The sequence below is a fragment of the Micromonospora auratinigra genome (assembly GCF_900089595.1).
GTDB lineage: Bacteria > Actinomycetota > Actinomycetes > Mycobacteriales > Micromonosporaceae > Micromonospora > Micromonospora auratinigra.
In genome coordinates this window covers 5,126,616-5,150,673 of sequence record NZ_LT594323.1, presented here as the reverse complement: position 1 = coordinate 5,150,673, position 24,058 = coordinate 5,126,616, and the positions used below count along the sequence as shown (strand labels likewise).

Here is a 24,058-nt window from a genome sequence, read left to right as displayed (position 1 = left end):
GTCTTGCTGCGGGCGGTACCGGTTGACGGGCAGCCGTCACCGGTGGCCGTCCGGGCCCGGCGCGTCCTACGACGCGCCCTGAACCCGGACCGCCGTCCGTCGGATGACGCCACCCCTGGCACGCCACCCGGCGCCGCGTCTCCCGACGTGGCTCACGGACGTCCGGAACCGCGGCACGGCCCCGGTCGACCCACCCGGATCTCGGACACGTCCGTCTTCAGCGGGCCTTCTTGGTGGCCCGCTTGCGCGGCGGGGTGAGCAGATCCGCGATCGTGGCGATCGCGGTCGGCACCAGCCGGTAGTACGCCCAGACACCGCGCTTCTCCCGCTCCAGCAAGCCGGCCTCGGTGAGGATACGCAGGTGGTGACTGACCGTCGGCTGCGAGAGGCCGAGCGGCGCGGTGAGATCACACACGCACGCCTCGCCCTCGGGCGCCGACTGGATCAGGCTGAGCAGCCGCAGCCGGGCGGGGTCCGCGAGGGCCTTGAGGACCCCCGCGAGCCGCTCGGCGTCGGCACGTTCGATCGGCTCGCCGGCAAGCGGCGAGATCTGAGGCATGGTCATTTCAGCCAACGCAGTTCCCACGTATTCCATCCTTCCACCAGCAGCATCGATCCGCCTGCATATCAGCAGATCCGAATCGGCAAACTTTTACGCCACAAGGCCGAGGTCAGCCAACGTATAGGCCGCCCGATACGGCAGTCCGGCGGCTCGCACCGCGTCGCCGGCGCCTCGATCAACAATAACCGCCACGCCCGCCACCTCGGCCCCGGCCTCGCGCAAGGCTTCGACAGCCGTCAACACACTGCCACCGGTGGTCGAGGTGTCCTCCACCGCGAGCACCCGGCGACCCGCGACGTCCGGACCCTCGATCCGTCGCTGGAGCCCGTGCGCCTTGCCCGCCTTACGGACCACGAACGCGTCCAGCGGCCGACCGGTGCCGGACGACGCGTGCAGCATCGCCGTGGCGACCGGGTCCGCACCGAGGGTCAGCCCGCCGACCGCGTCGTACTCCCAGTCGGCGGTCAACTCCCGCATCACCCGACCGATCAGTGGTGCCGCCGCGTGATGGAGCGTGACGCGTCGCAGATCGACGTACCAGTCCGCCTCACGGCCCGACGAGAGCACCACGCGGCCATGGACCACAGCCAGATCGGTGATGAATTTACGCAGGTCGTCGTGGTCCCCCATGGCGATAGAGGGTACTGCGCAAGTCTGTGAGCCGTGTGTGGGGTCCGGCCCGGTCAACCCTGCGGGCGATCGGCGGGTGGCTCGGCCCAGCTACTCTGAGCGACTGTCCAACCGGGCCACCCGGGGCCATTCCCATGGCCGCGAGACCCCGGCGGCGGGTCGCCGGTCAGTGGCCGTCCCGCGTCACGCGACCCCGGTCGTCCCGGGAGACGCCCCGCAACAGCCGGCGCGGCGCGTGTCGCAGGCCCGCCACCGCCAGCTTGTACTTCCAGCTCGGCACGCTCACCAGCTTGCCTTTCCGCAGGTCACGCAGCCCTTCGTCGACCACCTCGTCGGCCCGCAACCACATCCAGCGGGGAGTACGGCTCATGTCGATGCCGGCCCGCTCGTGGTAGCCGGTGCGGGTGTAGCCGGGGCAGAGCGCCATCACGCGTACGCCCAGCGGGGCCACCGACAGGCCGATCGACTCACTGAAATTCGTCACCCACGCCTTGCTGGCCGAGTACGTCGAACCCGGCATGGGCACACCGAAACCCGCCACCGACGAGACATTTATCACTGTCCCTCTACCGCGTTCCACCATCGGCCCGAGCGCGGCATGGGTGAGCCGGAGCACCGCCAGCACGTTCAACCGCAGCAGCCGGGCCTCCTCGTCGACCGTCGACCGGACGAACGGGGTGTTCAGGCTGATCCCCGCGTTGTTCACCAGCAGCTCCACCGGCGGCTCGGCGACCAGCCGCCGCTCCACCGCCGTACAACCGTCATCGGTGGACAGATCGGCGGAGATCGTCTCGATCTGGCGGCCGTACCGGCCGGTCAGCTCGGCCGCGGCGGCCGCCAGTCGGCCCGCGTCCCGGGCCACCAGGACCAGGTCCCACCCGTCGGCGGCCAGTCGACGGGCGAATGCCTCGCCGATACCGAGGCTGGCCCCGGTGATCAGGGCACGGCGCGGCGAGGGGTGGGGTGCGTCGGTCACGGACGATCCTCCGGGGGCGGCGGGGAGCCGGCGGGCGGCACCGGCCCGGCCGGCGGGAACGGGCCGGCCGGCGGGAACGGGCCGGCCGGCGGCGTCGGGCCGGCCGGCGGGAACGGCCCGGCCGGCGGGAACGGCCCGGCCGGCGGGCGGGGACCGGCCGGTGGGTACGGGCCGGGCGGGGTCGTCGGGCCCGCAGGTGGGTAGGGGCCGGCCGGCGTGGTCGGGACGGCCGGCGTCGTCGGGACGGCCGGCGTGGTCGGGCCGAGCGGCGTGGTCGGGCCGATCGGCGGCGTGGGAGCCACCGGCGGCGGGAAGGCGGCCGGGTGGGGGCCCGGGGCCGGGGCGGGACCGGGCTGGCCCGAGGCGGGGGCGGGGCGGCGGTGGAAGAAGGCCCCGGCGGCCGGGGCGACGAGCAGTGCCGCGACCACCAGGTAACCGAGGACCTGGGCCACCGACAGCGCGACGTTCACCGGGATCCACCAGCCCGGGTAGGCGTCACCGAGCAGGCCGAAGAGTTCGGCGCTCGCCCTGCCGTCGGCGCCCACCCGCAGCGGCGCGGCCCGCTGGCCGACCACGGCCGCCACCCCGCAGCAGCCACCGAGCAGACCCAGGCCGGCCATCACCCAGGTGCCGACCCGGGCACCGCGGCGACCCGCCAGCAGGCCGAGCGCCAACCCGACCAGGACCAGGGCCGACAGCACGGCCAGCACGGCCGCCAGGACACTGGTGCCGCGCAGCACGGACACCACCGCGTCGGTCTCGCCGGAACCCGCGCCCGTACCGCCCGCAGCCGACCGGAACCGGCCCACCGTGCCGCCCAGTACGGCCAGGTCGGCGATCGCGTACGCCACCGCGCCCACCGCCATCACCAGCAGCAGCGCCGCCGCCGAGACCACCGCTCCCGGGCGTCGGGGCACGGCCTGAACGGGGTACGACACGACGAATCCCTCCGATAGGCGTCGGCTTGCAACCTACTCGGAGGGATCGTCGGCGTCGCTCTTATCCGGCGAGTCACCTGCCGGCCGGCGGCTCCGGCTCGCGGTACTCACCGGACCCGGGACCCGGCTCGCCGTGACCCGGCTGGCCGGGGCCGGGCTGGCCGTAACCCGGCTCGCCGTGACCCGGCTGGCCATGGCCCGGCTGGCCGTAGCCCTGGCCGGGGCCGGTCGGCTGGCCCGGAGCGCCCGGGTAGGCGGCACCCGGGTAGGCGGTGCCCGGCACCGGCGGCTCCCAGGACTGCTGCTTCGCGCGGCGGAAGAACTCGTTCGCCTGCGGCAGCGCCAGCAGGATCAGCGCGCCGAGCAGGGCGAGCAGGGCGATGACGCTGAGCAGCGTGCTGGCCGGGCCGTACCAGCCGGGCAGCGCGTCCTCCAACCGGCGCTGGATCTCCTGCCCGCTGGGCACGTCACCGCTGGTGGAGTTGCCGTTCATCATCCCGCCGGCCGCGTTGTTGAGCAGGCCGCCGCCGGTGCAGCAGAGCAGGATGCCGCCCACCACCCAGGTGGTGATCCGGGCCCCGTTCTTCCCCCGGTTGTTCAGCAGGGCGAGCACCACCAGCCCGGCCGCCAGCAGCAGGGCGAGCACCGCCGAGCCGAGACCGAAGACCCAGGCGTAGTCGGCCGCCTGCTCGACCGAGGTGCCCCGGTACGCGTCGCGCATGACGTCGCGGACGGTGCCGATCGTGGTCAGCGACAGGATCAGGTTCACCACCTGGATGGCGGCGACGAGGATGAGCAGCCAGCTTGAGGCCGTCACCACACCGGGGCGGGTACGCGGCGGCGATCCGGGGCCATCGACCATGGGTTTTCCTCTCCTCGGGCGGCACGACCACCGTAACCAGCGCGAGCCAGTTCGGCAGCGCACGCGGGCCGGGACCCGCCGGTCAGCGCCGGTCCGGGGGCGCCTCCCGGCGGAGCCGGCGGTGCTCGGCGGTGACCACCCCCAGCAGGACCAGATCGAGGGCGACGGCGGAGACCGCCCCGAACTGGTTGACCGTGAAGTTGAAGATCTGCCCGAACAGCAGGTCCACCAGGATGGCCAGCTTGAACAGCCGGAACGCGCCGAGCCGGTCGGGGCGCAGCAGCCACGCCGCCCGCACGGTGAGGGCCGCCGTGATGAGCGCGGCGAGCGTGACGCCGGAGACCGCGCCCCACTCCCGCTCCCGGTCCAGCTCCCCGGTCACCCCGTCGACCACCACGGAGATGACGACCGCCAAGGGCTCCACCACCAGGTAGACGACGACCGGCCAGACCAGCCAGCGGCGGGCGACCGCCCAGGCGGCGAGGCGGCGGGCCGCGTCGGCCGCCCGTTGCCACGACCGGACCGGGGGCGGCTCGCGTCGCGGCACCGCGTCGAGGAACTGCACGACGGCAGCCTCGGTGGTCGGTCCGGTGCCCTGCACCAGCCGGAGCACGGCGATCCGCCGACGGTCGGTCAGGCCACCCGGCAGCTCGCCGAGCACCAGGTCGAGGGCGTTCGCGGTGCGTTCCGCCGGGGTCAGCCGGGCCCGGCCGGTCCGACCGCGTACCGCCTGGGTGAGCACCACCAGCAGGGCGAACGCGGCGTAGATGATGCCGGCGGCCGGGGCGTAGAAGTAGTCGGTGCGGGCGGTGACGAACTTGCCCACCTCGTCGATGAAGAGCCCGAAGCCGATCCCGCCGATGATCGCCCCGGCGGTGCGCGGCCCGCCGCCGAGGAAGACCAACGCCACCCCGAGCCCGACCGCCAGCAGCAGGCCGCCCCAGAGCACGTGGGCGATGTGCAGGCCACCGCCGCCGAGCTGCGGATAGTTGGTGGCCTTGAGGTACGCCCGCAGGGCGAGCACGGTGACCACGCCGGAGAGCACGAACGCCTGGAGGTACGACGCCGCGCCGAGGGCGCGGATGGGGACCCGTCGGCGCAGCCAGTCCAGACCGGGGCGCGGCAGGCGGCGGGACGGGGACATGCCCCGAAACCTAGTAGCCGCGCCACTCCGTGCGGGCGTACTCCAGCACCCTGGGCTGCAACAACGTGGAGGCGGGTACGTCCAGCCGGCCCCGGTCGGCGGGGAAGGTGGCGGCCGCGGCGAGCACCGACGGGGTGAGGAAGCGCAGCGGCGGGGCGTCGGCGGGCAGCGCCAGCGCGGGCGGGGTGGCGCCCGGGGCGGCGAGCACGTACCCCCAGTCGCCGAAGCTGGGCACGTCGACGTGGTACGGCACGGTGGCGAAGCCCGCCTCACGGACCGACCGCTCGATCGACCAGTACGACCGGGGCGCGAAGTACGGCGACCCGGACTGCACCACCAGCCGCCCGCCGGGGGCGAGCACCGACCGGATGAGCGCGTAGAACTCGACCGTGTACAGCTTGGCGGTGGCCGTCTCGTCCGGGTCGGGCAGGTCGGCGACGACCACGTCGAAGCGCTCGGTGGCACCGCGCAGCCAGCCGAAGGCGTCGAGGTTGAGCACCCGGGCGCGCGGGTCGGCGAGCGAGTTGCGGTTCAGCTCGCGCAGCTGCGGTTCGCCGCGGGCCAGCCGCACCACGGCCGGGTCCAGGTCGACCAGGGTCACCTGCCGCACGTCCGGGTACTTGAGGATCTCCCGCAGCGCCAGCCCGTCCCCGGCGCCGAGCACCAGCACGTTCCCGTGCGGGCCGTTCATCGCCGGGTGCACCAGCGCCTCGTGGTAGCGGTACTCGTCGATCGAGCTGAACTGGAGGTCGCCGTTGAGGAAGAGCCGCAGGTCCGTGTCGGCGTGGCCGATCTCCCGCACCGACCGGGTCAGCACGATCTCCTGGTAGCGGCTGCGTTCGGCGTGCACCACCGGGTCCCGGTAGAGCTGCTGCCGCGCGGTCACCTCGAAGTCGTGCGCGGTGACCCACGCGTACCCGAGGCAGACGGCGACCACGACGGTGCCGGCGCCCAGCGCGATCCGGGCCCGGCGGCTCAGGTCGGCCCGGAAGACCGTGCAGACCAGCGCGAGGCCGGCGACGGCGTTCACCGCGCCGACCACCAGCGCGCCCTTGAGCTGCCCGAAGACCGGCATCAGCAGGAACGGGAAGGCCAGCCCGCCGAGCAGCGCGCCGACGTAGTCGGCGGCGAAGAGATCGGCGACCGCGCTGCCGGCGGACTGCTCCCGGATGCGTTGCAGCAGCACCATCAGCAGCGGGATCTCCGCGCCGATCAGCAGGCCGAGCACGAACGCGGTGCCGACCAGGGCCGGTCCGTAGAGGTCGAGCCAGGCGAACGCGGCGTAGAGGCCGAGCACGGAGAGGCCGCCGAGCAGGGCCAGGGTCAGTTCGATCGCGGCGAAGGCCGGGGCGGCCTTGTGCTGGAACGGCTTGGCGACCAGCGCGCCGACGCCCATCGCGAAGACCATCACGCCGAGCACGATCGACGCCTGGCCGACCGCGTCGCCGATCAGGTAGCTGCCGAGCGCGACCAGGGCCAGCTCGTACACCAGGCCGCAGGCCGCGCAGACGAAGACCGCGAGCAGCACCGCCGCGCGGGCCGGCCGCCATGCCGGCCGCGCCGGCGCGTCGGTGGTCACGCCGCCTCCGGGGTACGCGACGACCCGGTGACCGCCCCGGGGCGCTGCGCGGGCCCGACTCCCCGGCGCTGCCGGCGGCGGCCCCGCACGCCCACGCCGACGAGGAGCGCGGCCACCAGCAGCAGGGCGGCGGCGGTGAACAGCCAGCCCTTGCGGTCGCGCAGCAGGTCGTTGCCGGCGCTCGGCAGCGGGGCCGGCGTGCCGGTCGGTGCCGGGTCCGCGGCGGTGGGGACCGGAGCGGCCAGCCCGACCTCGGCGGCGAGCAGCGGCAGCACGGTCGTCGCCCGGGTGATCGCCCAGCCGGGCTCGTCGACGAAGGCGTCGGCCCCCAGCCCGAACCGGTCCAGTCCGGCGGCGATCGGGTAGAGGTCGGCCGGGTCGATGTCGGGGGAGCCGTCCACGCCGATGCTCGCCGAGTCGCTGGACTCGCTGCTGGCGGACGTGTAGCGGACGGCGGCGGAGACCTCGATCCAGCGCGGGCAGCGCGGGTCGTCCCGCACCGATGTCCGGTCGCCCAGGTTGGAGCCGACACTGATCTCGGTGCTCCAGTCGTAGAGCCGCCAGCCGTAGCAGATGCCCTGGCCCTCGAAGGCGGACGCGAGCAGCGGCACGGTGGCGTCGCGCTGCTCGGCCGTCGGCGTCGGCACGTCGGTGTCGCCGTCGTCGGCGGTGACGAATCCGATGACGCAGGGCACGCCGACGAACAGCCCGAGCACGATGACCCAGGCCATCAGGGTGCGCCGCTTCTCCTTCGCCTTGTCCTCCGCCCCGACGGCGGCGCGGGTCCCGGCCATCAACTGATGGCGGCGGCGATGATCGCGCCGGTGGCGAGGTGCACGACGGCGGAGACCCAGACGGCCGGGTGCGGCTCCGGGTCGACCAGGATCTCGCCGAGCTTGCCCGGGGTGGCCACGTCCAGCAGCACGAACGCCGCCGCCATGATCACCAGGCCGAGGATCCCGTACGCGGCCGAGCCGATCAGGCCGAGGGCGAAGTCGTCCGCGCTGGCGGCGATCGCGGCGACCACGATGATGCCGACGCCGGCCAGGTTGGAGGCGAGCAGCAGCGCGGCGTTGCGGTTGCGCTCCACCCAGATCAGCTCGTGGAGCTTGCCGGGCGTGGCCAGGTCGACCAGGGCGTAGCCGACGGCCATCAGGACGACGCCGACCACGCCGTAGGCGAGCGTGACGAGCAGGTCGGTGACCAGGTTCTGCACAGGAGGGCTCCAGGGTTCGTCAGGTGGGAGGGGTCGAGGTCACTTGCCGGCGCCGGGCCCGCCGCCGCGGACGGAGCTGCCCCGGCCCCAGCCCCAGTGGGTGCCCACCCGGGAGTGGTAGCGCGGGTACGCGGTGCTCATCCGCTCCAGCAGGATCACCGAGCCGACCGCGAGCGGGAGGATCACCACGGAGTCGTCGTCGTAGCGCAGGTAGACACCGCTGCCGTCGACGTACTGGTCGGCCGGCTGCCAGGCGTCGGTGACGTCCTTGGCGACCTGGCTCGGGGCCTTGTTCGAGGTGTACGCGATCGCGCTGGAGCCGATGTCGCGGCCGGTCGCCCGACGGTAGTGGTCCTCCACGTAACCGCGGGGCGAGAAGTTGCCGTAGAAGATCGCGAAGGCGGCGACCAGCGCGCCGATGACGGCGAACGCGATGCCCACCACGAACCAGCGTCGGTACGTCACAGTTCAACCACCGTCTCGGTCAGGACCAACTCGTTTGTCTGCGGGTACACGTGCCAGGTGCGCCAGGCCACCGAACCGGCCGGCGGATCGGGGTTCACGGCGAGCGCGGTGACCGCGTCCACGTCCCCGGGAAAGACCCCGACCAGCGCGTACGGGTCGTCGGCCAGGTCGGCGCGGAGCGCGGCGACCCGGGTGCGCAGCCCGTCCCCGGTCGGCCGAAGGACGGTGGCGGTGAACCGGTAGCCGGTGTCCTCGTCGTGCAGGGTCGCCGGCAGGTGCGGCGGGCCGCCGGGCAGGCAGGCCACGGTCTCGCTGAGGCCGCCCAGGATCACCTGGTGGGAGGCGCCGAGCAGGCGCAGCCGCAGCGGGCCGATCCCGGGCAGGGTCAGCTCGCGGACGTGCAGGGCGGGGCGTTCGGGGCCACCGAGGGCCAGGCTCAGGTCGGCGGCGCTGGTGTCGACGTACGGGGTGTCCAGGTCGACCAGCACGCTCAGGCCACCTTGTCCGGGCCACCCTGCGGGTAGATCATCACCTCGGCGCGGACCAGCTTCTCGCCGAGGTTCACTTCCCAGCCGGCCTCGCCGTACGCCTCGAAGGAGAGCCGGGCCCCGCCGGGCGCCTCGTAGTCGTAGTAGCGCATGGTGCCGCGCGGGTCGAGGCCGGTGCCCTCGGTGGCGGTGTACTTCGCCTGGCCGGACTCGTCCCAGTGGTAGCGGCGGCCGGCGATCTCCAGGGTGGGCGCGCCGGGGGTGACGGTGGCGGACGGCTCACCCGTCCAGAGCACCAGCTCCAGGTCCGGGTCGGTCTCGACGGAGAGCCAGCGCTTCACCCCGCCGGCGTCGTCGAGCAGGTGCTCGGCCCAGCTCCAGCCGCCCTCGACGAGGTGCACCGAGCCGCGCACGGTGTAGGAGACCTGGCGGATCTCCACGATGTCGCCCGGCTTGAGCCGGCGGGGGTCGCCACGCAGCGCGTCGGCGTCCCGGTCGTGGAACGGGTCCACCGGGGCCGTCGGGCCGGGCTTGGCACGGGCCCGGCGCAGCGCCACCACGGCGATCACCACCCCGGCCACCCCGACCAGACACCCCAGCGTGGTCACCAGGTACGCCACTGAACCGTTCACGACCGCCTCCCCACGTGCGTCGGCGGAGACGGTAACAAGCCGACGCACGTGGACCGAAGCCCAGTTCGCTGAGTGAGTGATCAGCTACTCGAGGTCGTCCCGTCGGGCGGCGGGTCGGTCACGGCGGCGTCGCTGTCCGGCCGCTCCGGTGACGCGTGGCCGTCCGGTCGAGGGCCGCCGAGGACAGGGGCGGCATGCGCCGCCGGATCGGGACAGAGCAGGGAGCCCGGGGGCAGCCACACCGGCTGGCCGGGTTGCGGGTGCCCGTAGCCGTAGCCGGGCCACGGCCCGGCGGCCGGCACCGGCGGGACGTCGCGCCGGAACCAGCGACGGACCTCCGGGAGCAGGAGGAGCACCACCACGGCCGCGGTGAACGTGACCACCAGCAGGACGCCGATCCCACCGGCCGCGGCGGCGACCGCGCCGGAGTCGCCGTCCTGCGAGTAGAGGGTGTCGAGGAACTTCGACTGCTCCCAGTCGCCGCCGTCGGGCAGCTCACCGGTCGACGGGTCGAACTCGGGATCTCCCATGCCGCCGATCAGCAGCAGCGGCACGATCGCCAGACCGGTGCACACCTGCCCGAGGCAGAGCAGCAACTGCCCGCCGGCGGCCACGAAGACGAGAATCCGGGCGACGTTGCTGCCCCGGCGCAGCGGCACGACGGTGGCGCCCAGCCAGCCGGCGAGCAGCAGCGCCGGCAGGCCGATCACGACGGTCGTGAAGATGTTGCCGCCGCGCTCGTCGGAAACCTCCGCCGGGTCGGCGTCGGGCACCTGGCGCAGAACATCGTCGATCCGGGCGTCGTACCGCACCGCCTGAACGACCACGAGCGCGACCACGACGAGCAGCACGGCCACCGTCGCGAGTTGCAACCAGTACGCGACGTCGACCGCGCGGGGCCGGGTGACCCGGGCCGGCGCGGCTTCGGGAGAGGTCATGGCGGAAAGGTACGACTCCCCGCCGTTCCCCGCTGCCCTGTCACGCCCCGGTGAGGCGCTCCCCGGCGTACTCCCGCAGCGTCGCGCGTCCCATCACGCAGCCACTGAAGGTGGTGAATTCGTCGTCGTGGTCGCGGAGCCGCTCCCACGCGGCCCGCCCGGCCGCCCGGTCGACGCCGTCCAGCAGCGAGGCCGCGTACGCCCTCCCGGCCGGCGACCCGTGCTCGAGCAGCCAGTCGACCTTCTTGCGCGCCTGCTCCGGATGCTCGGCCAGCGCCCGCTCGACGTGCCGGTACGCGTCGGTCGCCGGCAGTATCTGCGAGGCGATCCCCACCCCGCCGAAGGCCAGCGTGTCGGCCCTGGCGAGCTCCTTGATGGCGGCGTCCAGTTCCCGGTCCTTCTTCCCCATCCCCAACATGCCCCTCCTACTGCCCGCCGGAGCGGGTGTTGAAAAGGGGCCCCGCCATCCGGCGGGACCCCTTCTCCGACTTCATCAGGCGGTGACCACCAGCGAGTCCTTGCTGTCGGCCAGGTCGACCCGGACCGTGTCGCCGTCGCGGACCTGACCGGCCAGCAACGCCTTGGCGAGCTGGTCGCCGATCGCCGTCTGGACCAGCCGGCGCAGCGGACGGGCGCCGTAGATCGGGTCGTACCCGTGCTCGGCGAGCCAGACCCGGGCGTTGTCGGAGACGTCCAGCGCCAGCCGGCGGTCGGCGAGCCGCCGGCGCATCCGGTCGAGCTGGATGTCCACGATGGCCCGCAGGTCGTCGCCCTGGAGCGCGGCGAACACCACGATGTCGTCGAGCCGGTTGAGGAACTCCGGCTTGAAGTGCGACCGGACCACCGCGAGGACGCCCTCCCGGCGCTGCTCCTCGGCGAGCGTCAGGTCGCCGATCACCGCCGACCCGAGGTTGGAGGTGAGGATCAGGATCGCGTTCCGGAAGTCGACCGTGCGCCCCTGGCCGTCGGTGAGCCGGCCGTCGTCGAGCACCTGGAGCAGCACGTCGAAGACGTCCGGGTGGGCCTTCTCCACCTCGTCCAGCAGGATCACCGAGTACGGCCGGCGGCGCACCGCCTCGGTGAGCTGGCCGCCCTCCTCGTAGCCGACGTAGCCGGGCGGGGCACCGACCAGGCGGGCCACCGAGTGCTTCTCGCCGTACTCGCTCATGTCGATGCGGACCATCGCCCGCTCGTCGTCGAAGAGGAACTCGGCGAGCGCCTTGGCCAGCTCGGTCTTGCCGACGCCGGTGGGGCCGAGGAAGAGGAAGCTGCCGGTGGGGCGGTCCGGGTCGGCGATGCCGGCCCGGGCCCGGCGGACCGCGTCGGAGACCGCGGCGACCGCCTCGGCCTGGCCGACCACCCGGGCCCGCAGCGACTCCTCCATCCGGAGCAGCTTGGCGGTCTCGCCCTCCAGCAGCCGGCCGGCGGGGATGCCGGTCCAGGAGGCGACCACGGCGGCGATGTCGTCCGCACCGACCTCCTCCTTGAGCATCGCGCCGTCGGCCTGGAGCCGGGCCAGCTCCTCCTCGGCCCGGGTCAGCTCGGCCTTGAGCGCCGGGATCCGGCCGTAGCGCAGCTCGGCGGCGCGTTCCAGCTCGCCGTCGCGCTCGGCCCGCTCGGCCTCGCCGCCGAGCCGCTCCAGTTCCTCCTTGGCGGTGGAGAGCTTGGTGATGTGGCTCTTCTCCAGCTGCCAGCGCTCGGAGAGGGCGGTGAGCTGCTCGCGCTTGTCGGCCAGCTCCTTGCGCAGCCGGTCGAGGCGCTCGGCGGAGGCGGCGTCCGGCTCCTTGGCCAGGGCCATCTCCTCGATCTCCAGGCGGCGGACCGCCCGCTCGATCTCGTCCACCTCGACCGGGCGGGAGTCGATCTCCATCCGGAGCCGGGACGCGGACTCGTCGACCAGGTCGATCGCCTTGTCCGGCAGGAACCGGTCGGTGATGTAGCGGTCGGAGAGGGCGGCGGCGGCGACCAGCGCGGCGTCGGTGATCCGGACGCCGTGGTGCACCTCGTAGCGCTCCTTGAGGCCGCGCAGGATGCCGATGGTGTCCTCGATGGTCGGCTCGCCGACCAGCACCGGCTGGAAGCGGCGCTCCAGCGCCGGGTCCTTCTCGATGTGCTCGCGGTACTCGTCCAGCGTGGTCGCGCCGACCATCCGCAGCTCGCCGCGGGCCAGCATCGGCTTGAGCATGTTGCCGGCGTCCATCGAGCCCTCGCCCTTGCCGGCGCCGACGACGGTGTGCAGCTCGTCGAGGAAGGTGATGACCTGACCGTTGGAGTTCTTGATCTCCTCCAGCACGGACTTCAGCCGCTCCTCGAACTGGCCCCGGTACTGCGCGCCGGCCACCATCGCGCCGAGGTCGAGCGAGACCAGCTTCTTGTCCCGTAGCGACTCCGGCACGTCGCCGGCCACGATCCGCTGGGCCAGGCCCTCGACGATGGCGGTCTTGCCGACGCCGGGCTCGCCGATCAGCACCGGGTTGTTCTTGGTACGCCGGGACAGCACCTGGATCACCCGGCGGATCTCCGAGTCCCGGCCGATGACCGGGTCGATCTTGCCGTCCCGGGCGCTCGCGGTCAGGTCCACGCCGTACTTGGCGAGCGCCTGGTAGGTCTGCTCCGGGTCGGCGGTGGTGACCCGGCGGTCCCCGCCCCGCACGGTCGGGAAGGCGGCGACCAGGTTCTCCTCGGTGGCTCCGGCGTTGCGCAGCGCGACGGAGACCGCGCCGCCGACCCGGGCCAGCCCGGCGAGCAGGTGCTCGGTCGAGGTGTACTCGTCGCCCAGCGGCCGGGCGATCTGCTCGGCGGCCCCGATGGCGTTGACGAACTCCCGGGCCAGGGTCGGCTCGGCGATGCTGGAGCCGCGCGCGGCGGGCAGGGCGTCGACCGCGCGCTGGGCGACCCGGCGCAGTTCGGCGGGGTCGGCCCCGGCCGCGCGCAGCAGGCCGGCGGCGGTCGACCCCTCGGTGTCCAGCAGCGACAGCAGCAGGTGCCAGGGCTCCACGGTGGCGTGACCGCGCTGGTTCGCCAGCGCGACGGCACCGGTGATGGTCTCGCGGCTCTTGGTGGTGAGGCGTTCCGTGTTCATGGGCTCCCCCGGATCGGCGTGTCCACTAGAAAGGACACCACCAGAGTTGAGCCTATTCCGCTCAACTCCGCGGTGTGATCTGGCTCACTGCCCGCGCTTCCAACGCCAGTCGAACTCACCGGCGGCGGGCGGCGGGCCGGGCAGCGGCGGCGCGGACCCGGCCAGCCCGGCCAGCAGCAACGCGAGGTGCCGGCGGCGCAGCTGGCGGGTCCGTTCCGGATCGGGTACGCGGATCGCGGCGCACCCCTCCAGCAGCAGGCCGACGTCCTGCGGCACCACGTCGGACCGCAGCCGCCCGGCCCGCTGCGCCCGCTCGACCAGCCCACTGACGAGGTCGTTCGCGCGTACCGCGAGGTGGACCAGGTCGTCGGTCGGGGTGAAGGTGCCGGCGAGCCGCACGGTGAGGGAGTGCACGTCGGCGTCGACCACGCGCTCCAGGAAGGCACCGAACGCGGCCCAGCCGTCCGGCTCGTCGGACACCTCCTCGGCCGCCGCGACGAACCGGCGCAGCCCGTCGTGGCAGAGCGTGCGCAGCAGGTCCTCCTTGCTGGCGTACCGCCGGTAGAGGGCGCTGATGCCGACGCCGGCCCGCTCGGCCACCGCCGCCACCGGGGCCTTCGGGTCGTCGAGGAACACGGTGCGGGCGGCCGCCAGGATCACCGCGTCGTTGCGGGCGGCCTGGGCTCGCCGGCCGGCGAGCGGCGGGGCGTCGGGCGAGTTGGGCATGGGCCGAGACTAGCACTGGAACGGATCGTTCCGCTCTGCTATGTTCAAACGGAACGAAGCATTCCGTTCTGGAGGAGCAGTCATGTCGGACACCGCCATCCGCCCGTACCGCGTCGAGATCCCGCAGGCCGCCCTGGACGACCTCGCCGACCGGCTGCGCCGCACCAGCTGGCCCGGCGAGCTGCCCGGCGTCGGGGCCGCCTACGGCGCGTCGACCGACCGGGTCCGGGCACTGGTGACGTACTGGGCGGAGAAGTTCGACTGGCGGGCGGTCGAGGCACGACTCAACGCCCACCCGCAGTTCGTCACCACGATCGACGGCGAGGACATCCACTTCCTGCACGTCCGGTCGTCCCGGCCCGACGCCACCCCGCTGGTGCTCACCCACGGCTGGCCCGGCTCGGTGGTCGAGTACCTGGACGTGATCGCCCCGCTCACCGCGCCGACCGATCCCGACGCGCCGGCGTTCCACCTCGTGATCCCGTCGCTGCCCGGCTTCGGCTTCTCCGGCCCGACCCGCAGCGCCGGCTGGAACCGCCACCGCACCGCCCGCGCCTGGGCCACCCTGATGGCCCGCCTCGGATACGACCGGTACGGCGCGGTCGGCAACGACGCCGGTTCGATGGTCGCGCCCGAACTGGGCCGGCTCGACCCGGAACACGTGCTGGGCGTACACGTCACCCAGCTCTTCTCGTTCCCGTCCGGCGACCCGGCCGAGTTCGCCGGGCTCTCCGACGCCGACCAGGCCGCGCTCGCCCACCTCCAGTGGTTCTACGAGAACAAGTTCTCCTTCAACCAGGTGCACAGCCAGCAGCCGCAGACCCTCGCGTTCGCGCTGGCCGACTCGCCGGTCGGCCTGCTCGCCTGGAACGGACAGCTCTTCGACGAGAGCCTCGATCCGGACTTCGTCCTGGCCCACGTGGCGATCTACTGGTTCACCGGCACGGCCGCCTCGGCGATGCGGTTCTACTGGGAGGACGCGCACGCCACCGACCAGCCCACCGGGCCGACCACGGCACCGACCGCGTTGGCCATGTTCCCCGGCGACTTCCAGTCGATCCGCCGCTTCGCCGAGCGGGACCACGGCAACATCGTGCGCTGGACGGCGTACCGGACCGACGTCGAGGGGCGCGGCGACGTGGGCGGGCACTACGCCGCCCACCAGGCGACCGAGGTGCTGGTGGACGACGTCCGGCAGTTCTTCGCCGCGCTCCGCTGACCGCCGGGGTCCGGCGGTACGGTCAGCGCCCGACCGACCGCCGGGCCGGTCGGTCAGCGGTCAGGCCCGGGCCAGGACCAGCCTGATCCAGCGTCGGTCCCCGACCGGGCCGACGTTGAGCATGATCTCGTCCGGGGCGCGGGCCACCAGGGTGCCGTCGGCGGCCAGCGTCAGGTAGTGCTCGGGGCCGAGCGGCCAGGCCACCCGCTCGTACCGGCCGTCGGCCACCACCCCCACGCCGTCCGGGCCGGTCACCGCCACCCGCCCGGCGCCCACCGGCACCGCCGAGAGGACCCGGTCCGGGTGGTGGTCCGCGGCCACCGGCTGCCAGCGACCCAGCCAGCGCCACAGCGCCGGGAAGCCCATCCGGTCGGACCGCTGGCCGACCAGCCACGCCTCGCCGTCCGGCGCGCCCACCGGCCGGAGCACGCCCACCGCCCCGTCCGGCGCCGGCACGACCGTCCGCTGCCAGTTCCGCCCCTGGTCGGTGGAGATCGCCGCGTACGGGTGCCCGGCGCCGTCCGCGCCGGCGGCCACCAGCAGGTCACCGGCCTCGGCGACGTCCTGGAGCTGCGGCAGTCCGGGCTGCGCCCGCAGCGGGACCAGCCGTCGCCCGTCCCACCGGTTCACCCGCCCGTCGTCGGTCGCCTGGAACCGGCCCGGCGGACCGGTCAGCCCCGGCGGCGGAACGGTGCCCGGTTGCCGGACGAAGCTGGCCCCACCGTCCGAGGAGGCGTACCAGGCGGAATCGTCGGAGCCGACGACGAGCCGCCCGCGCGCCGCGTAGAGCTGGTGGTTGACCCCGGTCGGGTGCGGGTGCCGCAGCGGCCGCCAGGACCGGCCACCGTCCCGGGTGGCGAAGAGCAGGGCCGGGCAGGCCGGCGCCGCCGACCCGTCGTCACAGACCCCGAAGAGGGCGTACGCCTCGTCGGCGTCGACGAACTCGACGGTCGGTGGGCCGTACCGCTGCGGGACGGCAACCCCGACGTGGCGTACCTCGTCGACGTCGGCGACCGGGCGCGGCGCCGGCGGGGCGGTGACCGGGCGGGGCGACGCGGACGCCCGGTCCGGCGGCGGCCGGCGCACGTCGCCGATCGAGCAGGCGGTCAGGGCGGGCAGGAGCAGCAAGAAGATCGACTTGGCGATCGTTCGTCCGGCCACGACGCCTCCAGCGCAGGGTAGCCTCACCCGGGTGCGAGTACGTGTCGAACAGACTGCCCTACCCGGGATCGGCGTGCGTCACGATCTGATGACGGAATCCGGTCGCCGGCTCGGCGTGGTCTCCCACCGCAATGGCCGCCGCGATCTGGTCCTCTACGACCCGGACGATCCCGACTCCTGCCAGCACGACATACCGCTGACCGACGACGAGGCGGAGGCGCTGGCCGACATCCTCGGCGCGTCGCTGATGCTGGGTCAGCTCTCCGGGCTGCGCGAGCAGGCCGCCGGGCTGCTCACCGAGCAGATCGCGATCCCGGCCGGCAGCCGGTACGTGGGCCGCCCGCTCGGCGCCACCAAGGCCCGTACCCGCACCAGCGCGTCGATCGTGGCCGTGCTCCGTCAGGGCGAGGTGATCGTCTCGCCCGACCCCACCTTCCGGTTCGACGCCGGTGACGTGGTGGTCGTGGTCGGCACCCGGCAGGGGCTCGACGGAGTGACCGGGATCCTCGCCGAGACCGACCCGGACGGCTGACGCGTATGCACGAAACCACGACCCTGCTCGTCGAGGTCGGCGCCCTCCTGCTGCTGCTCGGCCTGCTGGGCCGGCTCAGCCGTCGGTTCGGCGTCTCTCCCATCCCCCTCTACCTGCTCGCCGGGCTCGCCTTCGGGCACGGCGGCCTGCTGCCGCTCAACGCCAGCGAGGAGTTCTTCGCCGTCGGCGCGGAGATCGGCGTGATCCTGCTGCTGGTCATGCTCGGCCTGGAGTACAGCGCGAACGAGCTGGTGGGCAACCTCCGCTCGGCCGCCCCGGCCGGTCTCATCGACGCCGTGCTCAACGCGCTGCCCGGCTTCGCCTTCGCGCTGCTGCTCGGCTGGGGCTGGGTGGCCGCGGTGGTGCTCGCCGGCGTCACCTGGGTCTCCTCGTCCGGCGTGATCGCCAAGGTGCTCGGCGACCTCGGCCGGGTCGGTAACCGGGAGACCCCGGTGATCCTCTCCGTGCTGGTGATCGAGGACCTGGCGATGGCCCTCTACCTGCCCCTGGTCACCGCGCTGCTGGCCGGCGTCGGCCTGGTCAAGGGCGGCATCGCGCTCGCCGTCGCGGTGCTCACGGTGGTCGCCGTGCTGGCGGTGGCCATCCGGTACGGCAAGTGGATCTCCGCCGCGCTCTCCGCCAAGGACCCGGAGGCGCTGCTGCTCGGCGTGCTCGGGCTGACCCTGCTGGTCGCCGGCGTCGCGGCGAAGCTCCAGGTCTCCGCCGCGGTCGGCGCGTTCCTGGTCGGCATCGCCCTGTCCGGGCCGGTGGCGCACCACGCCACCGAACTGCTCTCCCCGCTGCGGGATCTCTTCGCCGCGGTCTTCTTCGTCTTCTTCGGCCTGGTGACCGACCCGCTGGACATGCCGCCGGTGCTGCTGCCGGCGCTGGCGCTGGCGATCGTCACCATGGGCACCAAGCTGCTGACCGGCTGGTTGGCCGCCCGCCGGGCCGGGATCGCCGAACCGGGCCGCTGGCGGGCCGGCTTCGCGCTCACCCCGCGCGGCGAGTTCTCCATCGTCATCGCGGGGCTCGCCGTGGCCGCCGCGTACCCGGTGGAGCCGAAGCTGGCGGCGCTCGCCACCGCGTACGTGCTGATCACCGTGATCACCGGGCCGATGCTGGCCCGACTGCCCGACATGCCCTGGTTCAAGCGCTGGCTGCGTCGGCGCATCGCCACCCGGCCACCCGTGCCGGTGAGGGCTCGGGACTGACCGTCGCCGGGCCGGATCCGCCGTACGGGGGACCCGGCCCGGCCAACGGTTGCCGAATTGATTCCGGGAAGGTCTACCGCTGACCTGCGCAACCGCGTTACCGTGTCGCCCCAGCAGCCAGGGTCCGCGGGTGGCCGGTGCCCCCGCCCAGCGGTAGCGGAAGGTTGGCCGGTGAGCGTGCAGGAAGAGACGTTCCACGGCTTCGCCAACCCCGTCGACCCCTCGCCGGGCGAGTTGCGGGCGTGGGCGTACCAGCCGGACTCCGTGCCGCTCACCTCGATGCCGCAGGACTGGGACCTGCTGGTCGCCGGTGACCACCTGGTGCAGACGCTCTTCGACCTGGCGATGGATCCGGCCTGCCCGGCCCGCCGGTTCGCCCTGCACTGCCTCTACATCTACGCGGCCGACGGCATCCGGACGAACTTCCGGGCCCACCCCAAGCGCCGCTTCCGCAAGCTGGTCGAGCAGGCCGAGCGGGCCGGCGACGACCTGATGCGCAACTGGGCGCACAACAGCCGGGTGCTGCTCGCCCGACCGGACCTCTTCGTCTACCGGGACTGGTGCGAGGGCGGCCTGGTCCGCGAGAACCGCCGCCTCTGACCCCATCCCGCTCCCGCGTCCCCCCTCCTCCCCGCCCCGCTAATTCACGGAAAGAGTGGCTGTCAGGCGCTCGGAAGCCACTCTTTCCGTGAATTAGCGGCATGGCGGGAGGGGGGCGGCGGGCGGGGCGGGGGTGGGTGGCGAACGGGCCGGGACCCCCCGTGGGTCCCGGCCCGCACGTCGGTGGATCGTCAGGTCGACCCGCCCTGCTTCCTGCGTCGTTCGTCGGCTCTGGCCCGGTCGATGCCGTGGTCCACCTGGTCGGCGAAGCGCCCGTCTTTGATCTTTTCGGTGAAGCGACCCTCGGTCACCCGGTCGAATCGCTCGCGGACGTTCTCGGCCACCTTCTCCAGCCGGTCCTCCGCTTGTTGCGCCACCTTCTTGGCCGATTCCGCCATGGCTCCCCCTGCCAGTTCGGCGTCCGGATTGAGTTGGTTCGCACTGGTTCAGAGCGTAGTGCACCCCACCTCGTCACACCCTGCTTTTCCGCAGACCGCCCACCGGCCGGCCGGGGCGTACCCGGTGGTCGGGGCGGAGACGCGGACGGCCGGCGCGGCCCGGGGAGGGGCGCGCGCCGGCCGGCGTCGGTTGGCGGTGGGGTCAGCGGTCGCCGGTGCGGCGGGGACGCCAGACGACCAGCGCGGTCGAGGTGCGGTTGGTGGGGACGAGGTCGCCACGCGCGAAGCCACCCAGCGACTCCAGCTCGGCGATCCGCCGGTACGCGGCGTCCAGCTCCGCCTCCAGCCGGGCCACCCGCTGCTGGGCCTCCTCCAGCAGCCGTTCCAGCCCGATGATCCGCTTGACCCCGGCCAGGTTGATGCCGTCGTCCTGGCTGAGCCGCTGCACCTCGCGGAGCAGCACCACGTCCCGGACGCTGTACCGGCGCCCACCGCCGGCCGCCCGGCCGGCCTGGACCAGGCCCAACCGGTCGTACTGGCGCAGCGTCTGCGGGTGCATGCCCGCCATCCGGGCCGCGACCGAGATCATCAGCACCTTGGCTTCGTAGGCCGGGTCACCCGAGCCGACGTACTCCTGCGACATGCCCGCTCACCTCCGCTGCCTTCCCCACCGGGTCAACTGAACCGACGCACCCGCGCGTCGAGATGTTCCCGCGCGGCCGGCGGGGTCTGCTCCGCGAACGCCTCCAGCGCCGCCCGCGCCTCGTCCGACAGTTTCGCCGGCACCACCACGTCGAGGGTGACCAGCAGGTCACCGGCCCGACCGTCGCGGCGGACGACCCCCTTGCCCCGGGCGCGCAGCACCCGACCGCTCGGGGTACCCGGTGGCACCCGCAGGGTCACCGTGCCGTCCAGGGTCGGCACCCGCAGGTCGGTGCCGAGCACCGCCTCCGGGTACGTGATCGGCACGGTCAGGGTCAGGTCGTCCCCGGTGCGCCCGAACAGCTCGTCCGGGCGGACCTTCACCTGGACGAACAGGTCACCCGCCGGGCCGCCCCGCTCGCCCGGTTCGCCCCGGCCGGCCAGCCGGATCCGCTGCCCGTCGGCCACCCCGGCGGGGAACCGGACGGTCAGCGTGCGGGTCTTGGTGACCCCGCCGGTGCCGTGGCACTCCGGACACTTCTCCTCGACGACCGTGCCGACGCCCTGGCAGTTGCGGCACGGCTCGGAGAAGCTGAACGACCCCTGGTTGCGGGTCGTCACGCCGGCCCCGTGGCAGACCGGGCAGGCCACCGGTTGGGTGCCGGGCTTGGCCCCGTTGCCGTGGCAGGTGTCGCAGACCCCGGGGGCGCGCAGCGTCAGCGGGAGGGTCACCCCGTGCACCGCGTCGGTGAAGTCGAGCGCCACCTCGGCCTCGACGTCGCGGCCCTTCGCCGGGCCACGGGCCCGGGTCGGACCGCCGCCCGTGCCGCCGGTGAAGAGGGAACCGAACAGGTCGCCCAGCCCGCCACCGCCGCCGCCGAACCGGGTGTCGCCGCCGGTCGCGCCGCCGAACAGGTCGGAGACGTCGAACGGCATGCCGCCCGGCTGGCCGCCGCCCCGGGCGCTGCGGCGGAACGCGCCCGAGCCGAAGAGCGAGCGCATCTCGTCGTACTCGCGGCGCTTCTTCTCGTCACCGAGCACCGCGTACGCCTCGGAGACGGTCTTGAACCGCTCCTCGGCCGTGGTGTCACCGGGGTTGTGGTCCGGGTGCGACTCCCGGGCCAGTTTCCGGTACGCCTTCTTGATGTCGTCCGAGGAGGCGGACTTCTCCACACCCAGCGCGGCGTAGTAGTCCTTCTCGATCCAGTCCTTGGAACTCACCGGTCCACCCCCTTCCACGGGACGTGTCCCGAGCGTCCCGCCCGCCCGGTGCGGGCGGACGGGACGTCACGGGTCGGCACTACTCCGGGTCGGCGACCGCGACCAGGGCGGGCCGCAGCAGCCGTTCGCCGAGCTGGTAACCCCGGCGCATGACCTGCACGCAGGTCGGTTCGGTCACGTCGGCGGAGGTCTGGTGGGCCACCGCCTCGTGCCGGGTCGGGTCGAACGGGTCACCCTGCTCGCCGAAGGCGGTCAGGCCGAACTTGCCGAGCGCGGTGGTGAGCTGCTCGGCCACGCTGCCGAACGGGCCCACCAGGTCGCCGTGCTCGCGGGCCCGGTCCAGGTCGTCGAGGATCGGCAGCAGCGCGGTCAGCACGCTGCCGGTGGCCTGCTCCTGGACCAGGTTGCGGTCCCGGTCGACCCGCTTGCGGTAGTTGGCGTACTCCGCCGAGACCCGCTGCAGGTCCCGGGTGCGCTCGTCCAGGTCGGACCGGAGCGCCGCCAGTTCGGCGCCGCCGGTCGACGCCTTCGCGGGCGCGGCCTCCTCGGCCGGCTCGGCCGGGGCGTCGACCACCGGCGGGCCGCTCACCGCGTCGTCGGCGACCTCGATCTCGTCGACCACGACCTCGGCGTCCTCGACCAGACCCTCGGCCGGCGCGTCGGCCGCGGCGTCCGCCGCCGCGGCGTCGGACGCCGACTGCTCGGTGCTCTTGCCGATCTTGCGCTTGTCGCGGATGACGACCCGCGGCTCGTCGCCGGCGGCCTGCCCGGCGGTCGCCGAGCCACCCGGCGTCGACCCGGTGCCGGCCGGGTCGGCGGCTCGTGGCTTCTCGGTCATGCGGTCACCTCATCCCTGCCGTCGAGAACGTGAACGGACCGAAGGTCACTTCTTGTCCTCGTCCACGATCTCCGCGTCGACCACGTCGTCGGCGCCGCCGGCCTGCGGGCCACCGGTCGGACCCGCACCGGGGCCGGCCGCACCCGGCTCGGCCTGCTCGCCCTGCTGGGACGAGTAGAGCAGCGAGCCGGCCTGCTGGGAGACCTGGGCCAGCTTCTCGTGCGCGGCCTTGATCTTCTCGATGTCCTGGCCGCCGAGGGCGCTGCGCAGCTCGCCCAGGGCCTCGTTGAGCTGGTCCCGGTTCTCGGCGGGCAGCTTGTCGCCGCTCTCGGCGAGGAACTTCTCGGTCTGCCACTGGAGCGCCTCGGCGACGTTGCGGGTCTCCGCCTCGTCGCGGCGGCGCTTGTCCTCGTCGGCGTGCTCCTCGGCGTCCCGGCGCATCCGCTCGATGTCGTCCTTCGGCAGCGAGGAGCCGCCGGTGATCGTCATCTTCTGTTCCTTGCCGGTGCCCAGGTCCTTGGCGTGCACGTTGACGATGCCGTTGGCGTCGATGTCGAAGGTGACCTCGATCTGCGGCACGCCGCGCGGCGCCGGCGGGAGGCCGGTCAGCTCGAAGGTGCCGAGCTTCTTGTTGTAGGCCGCGATCTCCCGCTCGCCCTGGAACACCTGGATCAGCACCGACGGCTGGTTGTCGTCGGCCGTGGTGAAGACCTCGGAGCGCTTGGTCGGGATGGTGGTGTTGCGCTCGATGAGCTTGGTGAAGATGCCGCCCTTGGTCTCGATGCCGAGGCTGAGCGGGGTGACGTCGAGCAGCAGGACGTCCTTGACCTCGCCCTTGAGCACACCGGCCTGCAGGGCGGCGCCGACGGCGACGACCTCGTCCGGGTTGACGCCCTTGTTCGGGTCGCGGCCGGTGAGCTGCTTGACCAGGTCGGTCACGGCCGGCATCCGGGTGGAGCCGCCGACCAGGATGACGTGGTCGACGTCGGCGACCTTGATCCCGGCGTCCTTCACGGCCTGCTCGAACGGGCCCTTGCAGCGGTCCAGCAGGTCCTGCGTCATCCGCTGGAACTCGGCGCGGCTGAGCGTCACGTCGAGGTGCAGCGGACCGGCCGCACCGGCGGTGATGTACGGCAGGTTGATGTTGGTGGTGGTGGCGGCGGAGAGCTCGATCTTGGCCTTCTCGGCCGCCTCCTTGAGCCGCTGCATGGCCATCTTGTCCTGGGCCAGGTCGATGCCGTGCTCGCCCCGGAAGGTCTTGACCAGGTGGTCGATGATCCGCTGGTCCCAGTCGTCGCCACCGAGCTGGTTGTCACCGCTGGTGGACTTGACCTCCACGACACCCTCGGCCAGCTCCAGCAGCGAGACGTCGAAGGTGCCGCCGCCCAGGTCGAAGACCAGGACGGTCTGCTCCTTGGAGCCCTTGTCGAGGCCGTACGCCAGGGCCGCCGCGGTCGGCTCGTTGACGATCCGCAGCACGTTGAAGCCGGCGATCTCGCCGGCCTCCTTGGTGGCCTGGCGCTGGCCGTCGTTGAAGTAGGCCGGGACGGTGATCACCGCGTCGGTGATCTGCTCGCCCAGGTACGCCTCGGCGTCCCGCTTGAGCTTCATCAGCGTGCGGGCCGAGATCTCCTGCGGGGTGTACTTCTTGCCGTCGATGTCGACGGTCCAGTTGGTGCCGATCTCCCGCTTGACCGAGCGGATGGTCCGGTCGGGGTTGGTCACCGCCTGGCGCTTGGCGACCTCACCCACGAGAACCTCGCCGTTGCGGGCGAACGCGACGATCGAAGGAGTCGTCCGCGAGCCCTCGGCGTTGGCGATGACGGTGGGCTCACCGCCCTCGAGAACGCTGACGCAGGAGTTCGTCGTGCCGAGGTCGATGCCGACCGCACGTGCCATGTTCGCTTCCTCGCTTCGCAGAAGGTGAGCAGGTCGGAGGGCCTGCCCGGCGGGCCGCGCACAGCGACCGCACCACAAGTTGAGTGAACTTGACTC

Annotated in this window: 25 protein-coding genes and 1 pseudogene; 4 read left to right on the top strand and 22 right to left on the bottom strand. The window is 73.3% G+C overall.

Translation table 11 applies throughout. The features are described 5' to 3' along the window. Window positions 1-217 precede the first annotated feature (217 nt). From GA0070611_RS23210 to GA0070611_RS23135, 16 genes and pseudogenes are all read right to left on the bottom strand, one after another. On the bottom strand, window positions 218-595 hold the full coding sequence (locus tag GA0070611_RS23210) for an ArsR/SmtB family transcription factor (RefSeq protein WP_007073957.1): 378 nt from the start codon (window positions 593-595) through the stop codon (window positions 218-220). Between the two features lie 57 nt (window positions 596-652). After that, window positions 653-1,192 carry an orotate phosphoribosyltransferase gene (pyrE, locus tag GA0070611_RS23205; RefSeq protein ID WP_091668009.1) on the bottom strand — a complete coding sequence of 180 codons (540 nt, stop codon included), beginning with the start codon at window positions 1,190-1,192 and terminating at the stop codon, window positions 653-655. A 166-nt stretch (window positions 1,193-1,358) separates the two neighbouring features. Further along, window positions 1,359-2,168: an SDR family NAD(P)-dependent oxidoreductase gene (locus GA0070611_RS23200; protein ID WP_091668005.1), complete on the bottom strand. Its 810-nt coding sequence runs from the start codon at window positions 2,166-2,168 to the stop codon at window positions 1,359-1,361. Window positions 2,169-2,506: 338 nt separating this feature from the next. After that, window positions 2,507-3,106 (bottom strand): annotated as a pseudogene (locus GA0070611_RS23195) (hypothetical protein); the annotation flags it as partial. Between the two features lie 73 nt (window positions 3,107-3,179). After that, window positions 3,180-3,926, bottom strand: a complete 747-nt coding sequence (locus GA0070611_RS23190; RefSeq protein ID WP_231921196.1) for a hypothetical protein — start codon at window positions 3,924-3,926, stop codon at window positions 3,180-3,182. A 124-nt stretch (window positions 3,927-4,050) separates the two neighbouring features. Then, a complete protein-coding gene (locus GA0070611_RS23185; protein ID WP_091667999.1) occupies window positions 4,051-5,112 on the bottom strand; it encodes a hypothetical protein in 1,062 nt (353 codons plus the stop codon). Window positions 5,113-5,122: 10 nt separating this feature from the next. After that, window positions 5,123-6,691, bottom strand: a complete 1,569-nt coding sequence (locus tag GA0070611_RS23180; RefSeq protein WP_091667994.1) for a polyamine aminopropyltransferase — start codon at window positions 6,689-6,691, stop codon at window positions 5,123-5,125. Beyond that, window positions 6,688-7,422 (bottom strand): hypothetical protein, encoded by a 735-nt coding sequence (locus GA0070611_RS23175; RefSeq protein WP_407940452.1) that lies wholly within the window; start codon window positions 7,420-7,422, stop codon window positions 6,688-6,690. Before GA0070611_RS23175 ends, GA0070611_RS23180 begins: the two co-directional genes overlap by 4 nt. A 62-nt stretch (window positions 7,423-7,484) precedes the next feature. Continuing rightward, a complete protein-coding gene (locus GA0070611_RS23170; protein ID WP_091667985.1) occupies window positions 7,485-7,907 on the bottom strand; it encodes a DUF350 domain-containing protein in 423 nt (140 codons plus the stop codon). A gap of 39 nt (window positions 7,908-7,946) precedes the next feature. Beyond that, complete coding sequence (locus GA0070611_RS23165) at window positions 7,947-8,372, bottom strand: DUF4247 domain-containing protein (RefSeq protein WP_091667980.1); 426 nt, start codon at window positions 8,370-8,372, stop codon at window positions 7,947-7,949. Then, window positions 8,369-8,860 carry a DUF2617 family protein gene (locus tag GA0070611_RS23160; protein ID WP_091667977.1) on the bottom strand — a complete coding sequence of 164 codons (492 nt, stop codon included), beginning with the start codon at window positions 8,858-8,860 and terminating at the stop codon, window positions 8,369-8,371. Before GA0070611_RS23160 ends, GA0070611_RS23165 begins: the two co-directional genes overlap by 4 nt. 2 nt (window positions 8,861-8,862) lie before the next feature. Beyond that, the gene (locus tag GA0070611_RS23155; RefSeq protein ID WP_091667974.1) at window positions 8,863-9,492 is read right to left on the bottom strand and encodes a DUF4178 domain-containing protein; all 630 of its coding nucleotides are present in this window, start codon (window positions 9,490-9,492) and stop codon (window positions 8,863-8,865) included. 80 nt (window positions 9,493-9,572) lie between these two features. After that, on the bottom strand, window positions 9,573-10,430 hold the full coding sequence (locus GA0070611_RS23150; RefSeq protein WP_091667971.1) for a hypothetical protein: 858 nt from the start codon (window positions 10,428-10,430) through the stop codon (window positions 9,573-9,575). A gap of 40 nt (window positions 10,431-10,470) precedes the next feature. Beyond that, window positions 10,471-10,848, bottom strand: a complete 378-nt coding sequence (locus GA0070611_RS23145; RefSeq protein ID WP_091667967.1) for a hypothetical protein — start codon at window positions 10,846-10,848, stop codon at window positions 10,471-10,473. Window positions 10,849-10,923: 75 nt separating this feature from the next. Then, window positions 10,924-13,512, bottom strand: coding sequence for an ATP-dependent chaperone ClpB (gene clpB, locus GA0070611_RS23140; RefSeq protein WP_091667963.1), 2,589 nt, complete (start codon window positions 13,510-13,512; stop codon window positions 10,924-10,926). An 84-nt stretch (window positions 13,513-13,596) separates the two neighbouring features. After that, window positions 13,597-14,238: a TetR/AcrR family transcriptional regulator gene (locus tag GA0070611_RS23135; protein ID WP_091667960.1), complete on the bottom strand. Its 642-nt coding sequence runs from the start codon at window positions 14,236-14,238 to the stop codon at window positions 13,597-13,599. An 82-nt stretch (window positions 14,239-14,320) separates the two neighbouring features. On the opposite strand from GA0070611_RS23135, the gene GA0070611_RS23130 reads away from it, so the two are divergent. Continuing rightward, entirely contained in the window at window positions 14,321-15,457 is a 1,137-nt protein-coding gene (locus GA0070611_RS23130) for an epoxide hydrolase family protein (RefSeq protein WP_091667957.1), read from the top strand. Window positions 15,458-15,517: 60 nt separating this feature from the next. Here the strand turns inward: GA0070611_RS23130 and GA0070611_RS23125 are convergent, their stop codons facing one another. Beyond that, entirely contained in the window at window positions 15,518-16,618 is a 1,101-nt protein-coding gene (locus GA0070611_RS23125; RefSeq protein WP_091667954.1) for a beta propeller repeat protein, read from the bottom strand. Between the two features lie 31 nt (window positions 16,619-16,649). Between GA0070611_RS23125 and GA0070611_RS23120 the strand changes: the two genes are divergently transcribed. The 3 genes from GA0070611_RS23120 to GA0070611_RS23110 all read left to right on the top strand — a co-directional run bounded on the left by GA0070611_RS23120 (window position 16,650) and on the right by GA0070611_RS23110 (window position 18,964). Next, window positions 16,650-17,150, top strand: a complete 501-nt coding sequence (locus GA0070611_RS23120; protein WP_091667949.1) for a cation:proton antiporter regulatory subunit — start codon at window positions 16,650-16,652, stop codon at window positions 17,148-17,150. A gap of 5 nt (window positions 17,151-17,155) precedes the next feature. Then, the gene (locus GA0070611_RS23115; protein WP_091667945.1) at window positions 17,156-18,364 is read left to right on the top strand and encodes a cation:proton antiporter; all 1,209 of its coding nucleotides are present in this window, start codon (window positions 17,156-17,158) and stop codon (window positions 18,362-18,364) included. A gap of 171 nt (window positions 18,365-18,535) precedes the next feature. Beyond that, a complete protein-coding gene (locus GA0070611_RS23110; RefSeq protein ID WP_091667941.1) occupies window positions 18,536-18,964 on the top strand; it encodes a hypothetical protein in 429 nt (142 codons plus the stop codon). A 191-nt stretch (window positions 18,965-19,155) separates the two neighbouring features. On the opposite strand, the gene GA0070611_RS23105 is transcribed toward GA0070611_RS23110, so the two are convergent. The 5 genes from GA0070611_RS23105 to dnaK all read right to left on the bottom strand — a co-directional run bounded on the left by GA0070611_RS23105 (window position 19,156) and on the right by dnaK (window position 23,962). Continuing rightward, on the bottom strand, window positions 19,156-19,362 hold the full coding sequence (locus GA0070611_RS23105; RefSeq protein WP_091667936.1) for a hypothetical protein: 207 nt from the start codon (window positions 19,360-19,362) through the stop codon (window positions 19,156-19,158). Between the two features lie 202 nt (window positions 19,363-19,564). Next, entirely contained in the window at window positions 19,565-20,005 is a 441-nt protein-coding gene (locus GA0070611_RS23100; RefSeq protein WP_091667933.1) for a heat shock protein transcriptional repressor HspR, read from the bottom strand. A 32-nt stretch (window positions 20,006-20,037) separates the two neighbouring features. Beyond that, a complete protein-coding gene (dnaJ, locus tag GA0070611_RS23095; RefSeq protein ID WP_091667930.1) occupies window positions 20,038-21,225 on the bottom strand; it encodes a molecular chaperone DnaJ in 1,188 nt (395 codons plus the stop codon). 79 nt (window positions 21,226-21,304) lie between these two features. After that, complete coding sequence (gene grpE, locus GA0070611_RS23090; protein ID WP_091667926.1) at window positions 21,305-22,063, bottom strand: nucleotide exchange factor GrpE; 759 nt, start codon at window positions 22,061-22,063, stop codon at window positions 21,305-21,307. A gap of 45 nt (window positions 22,064-22,108) precedes the next feature. Further along, window positions 22,109-23,962, bottom strand: coding sequence for a molecular chaperone DnaK (gene dnaK / locus GA0070611_RS23085; RefSeq protein ID WP_091667921.1), 1,854 nt, complete (start codon window positions 23,960-23,962; stop codon window positions 22,109-22,111). Between the last annotated feature and the right edge of the window lie 96 nt (window positions 23,963-24,058).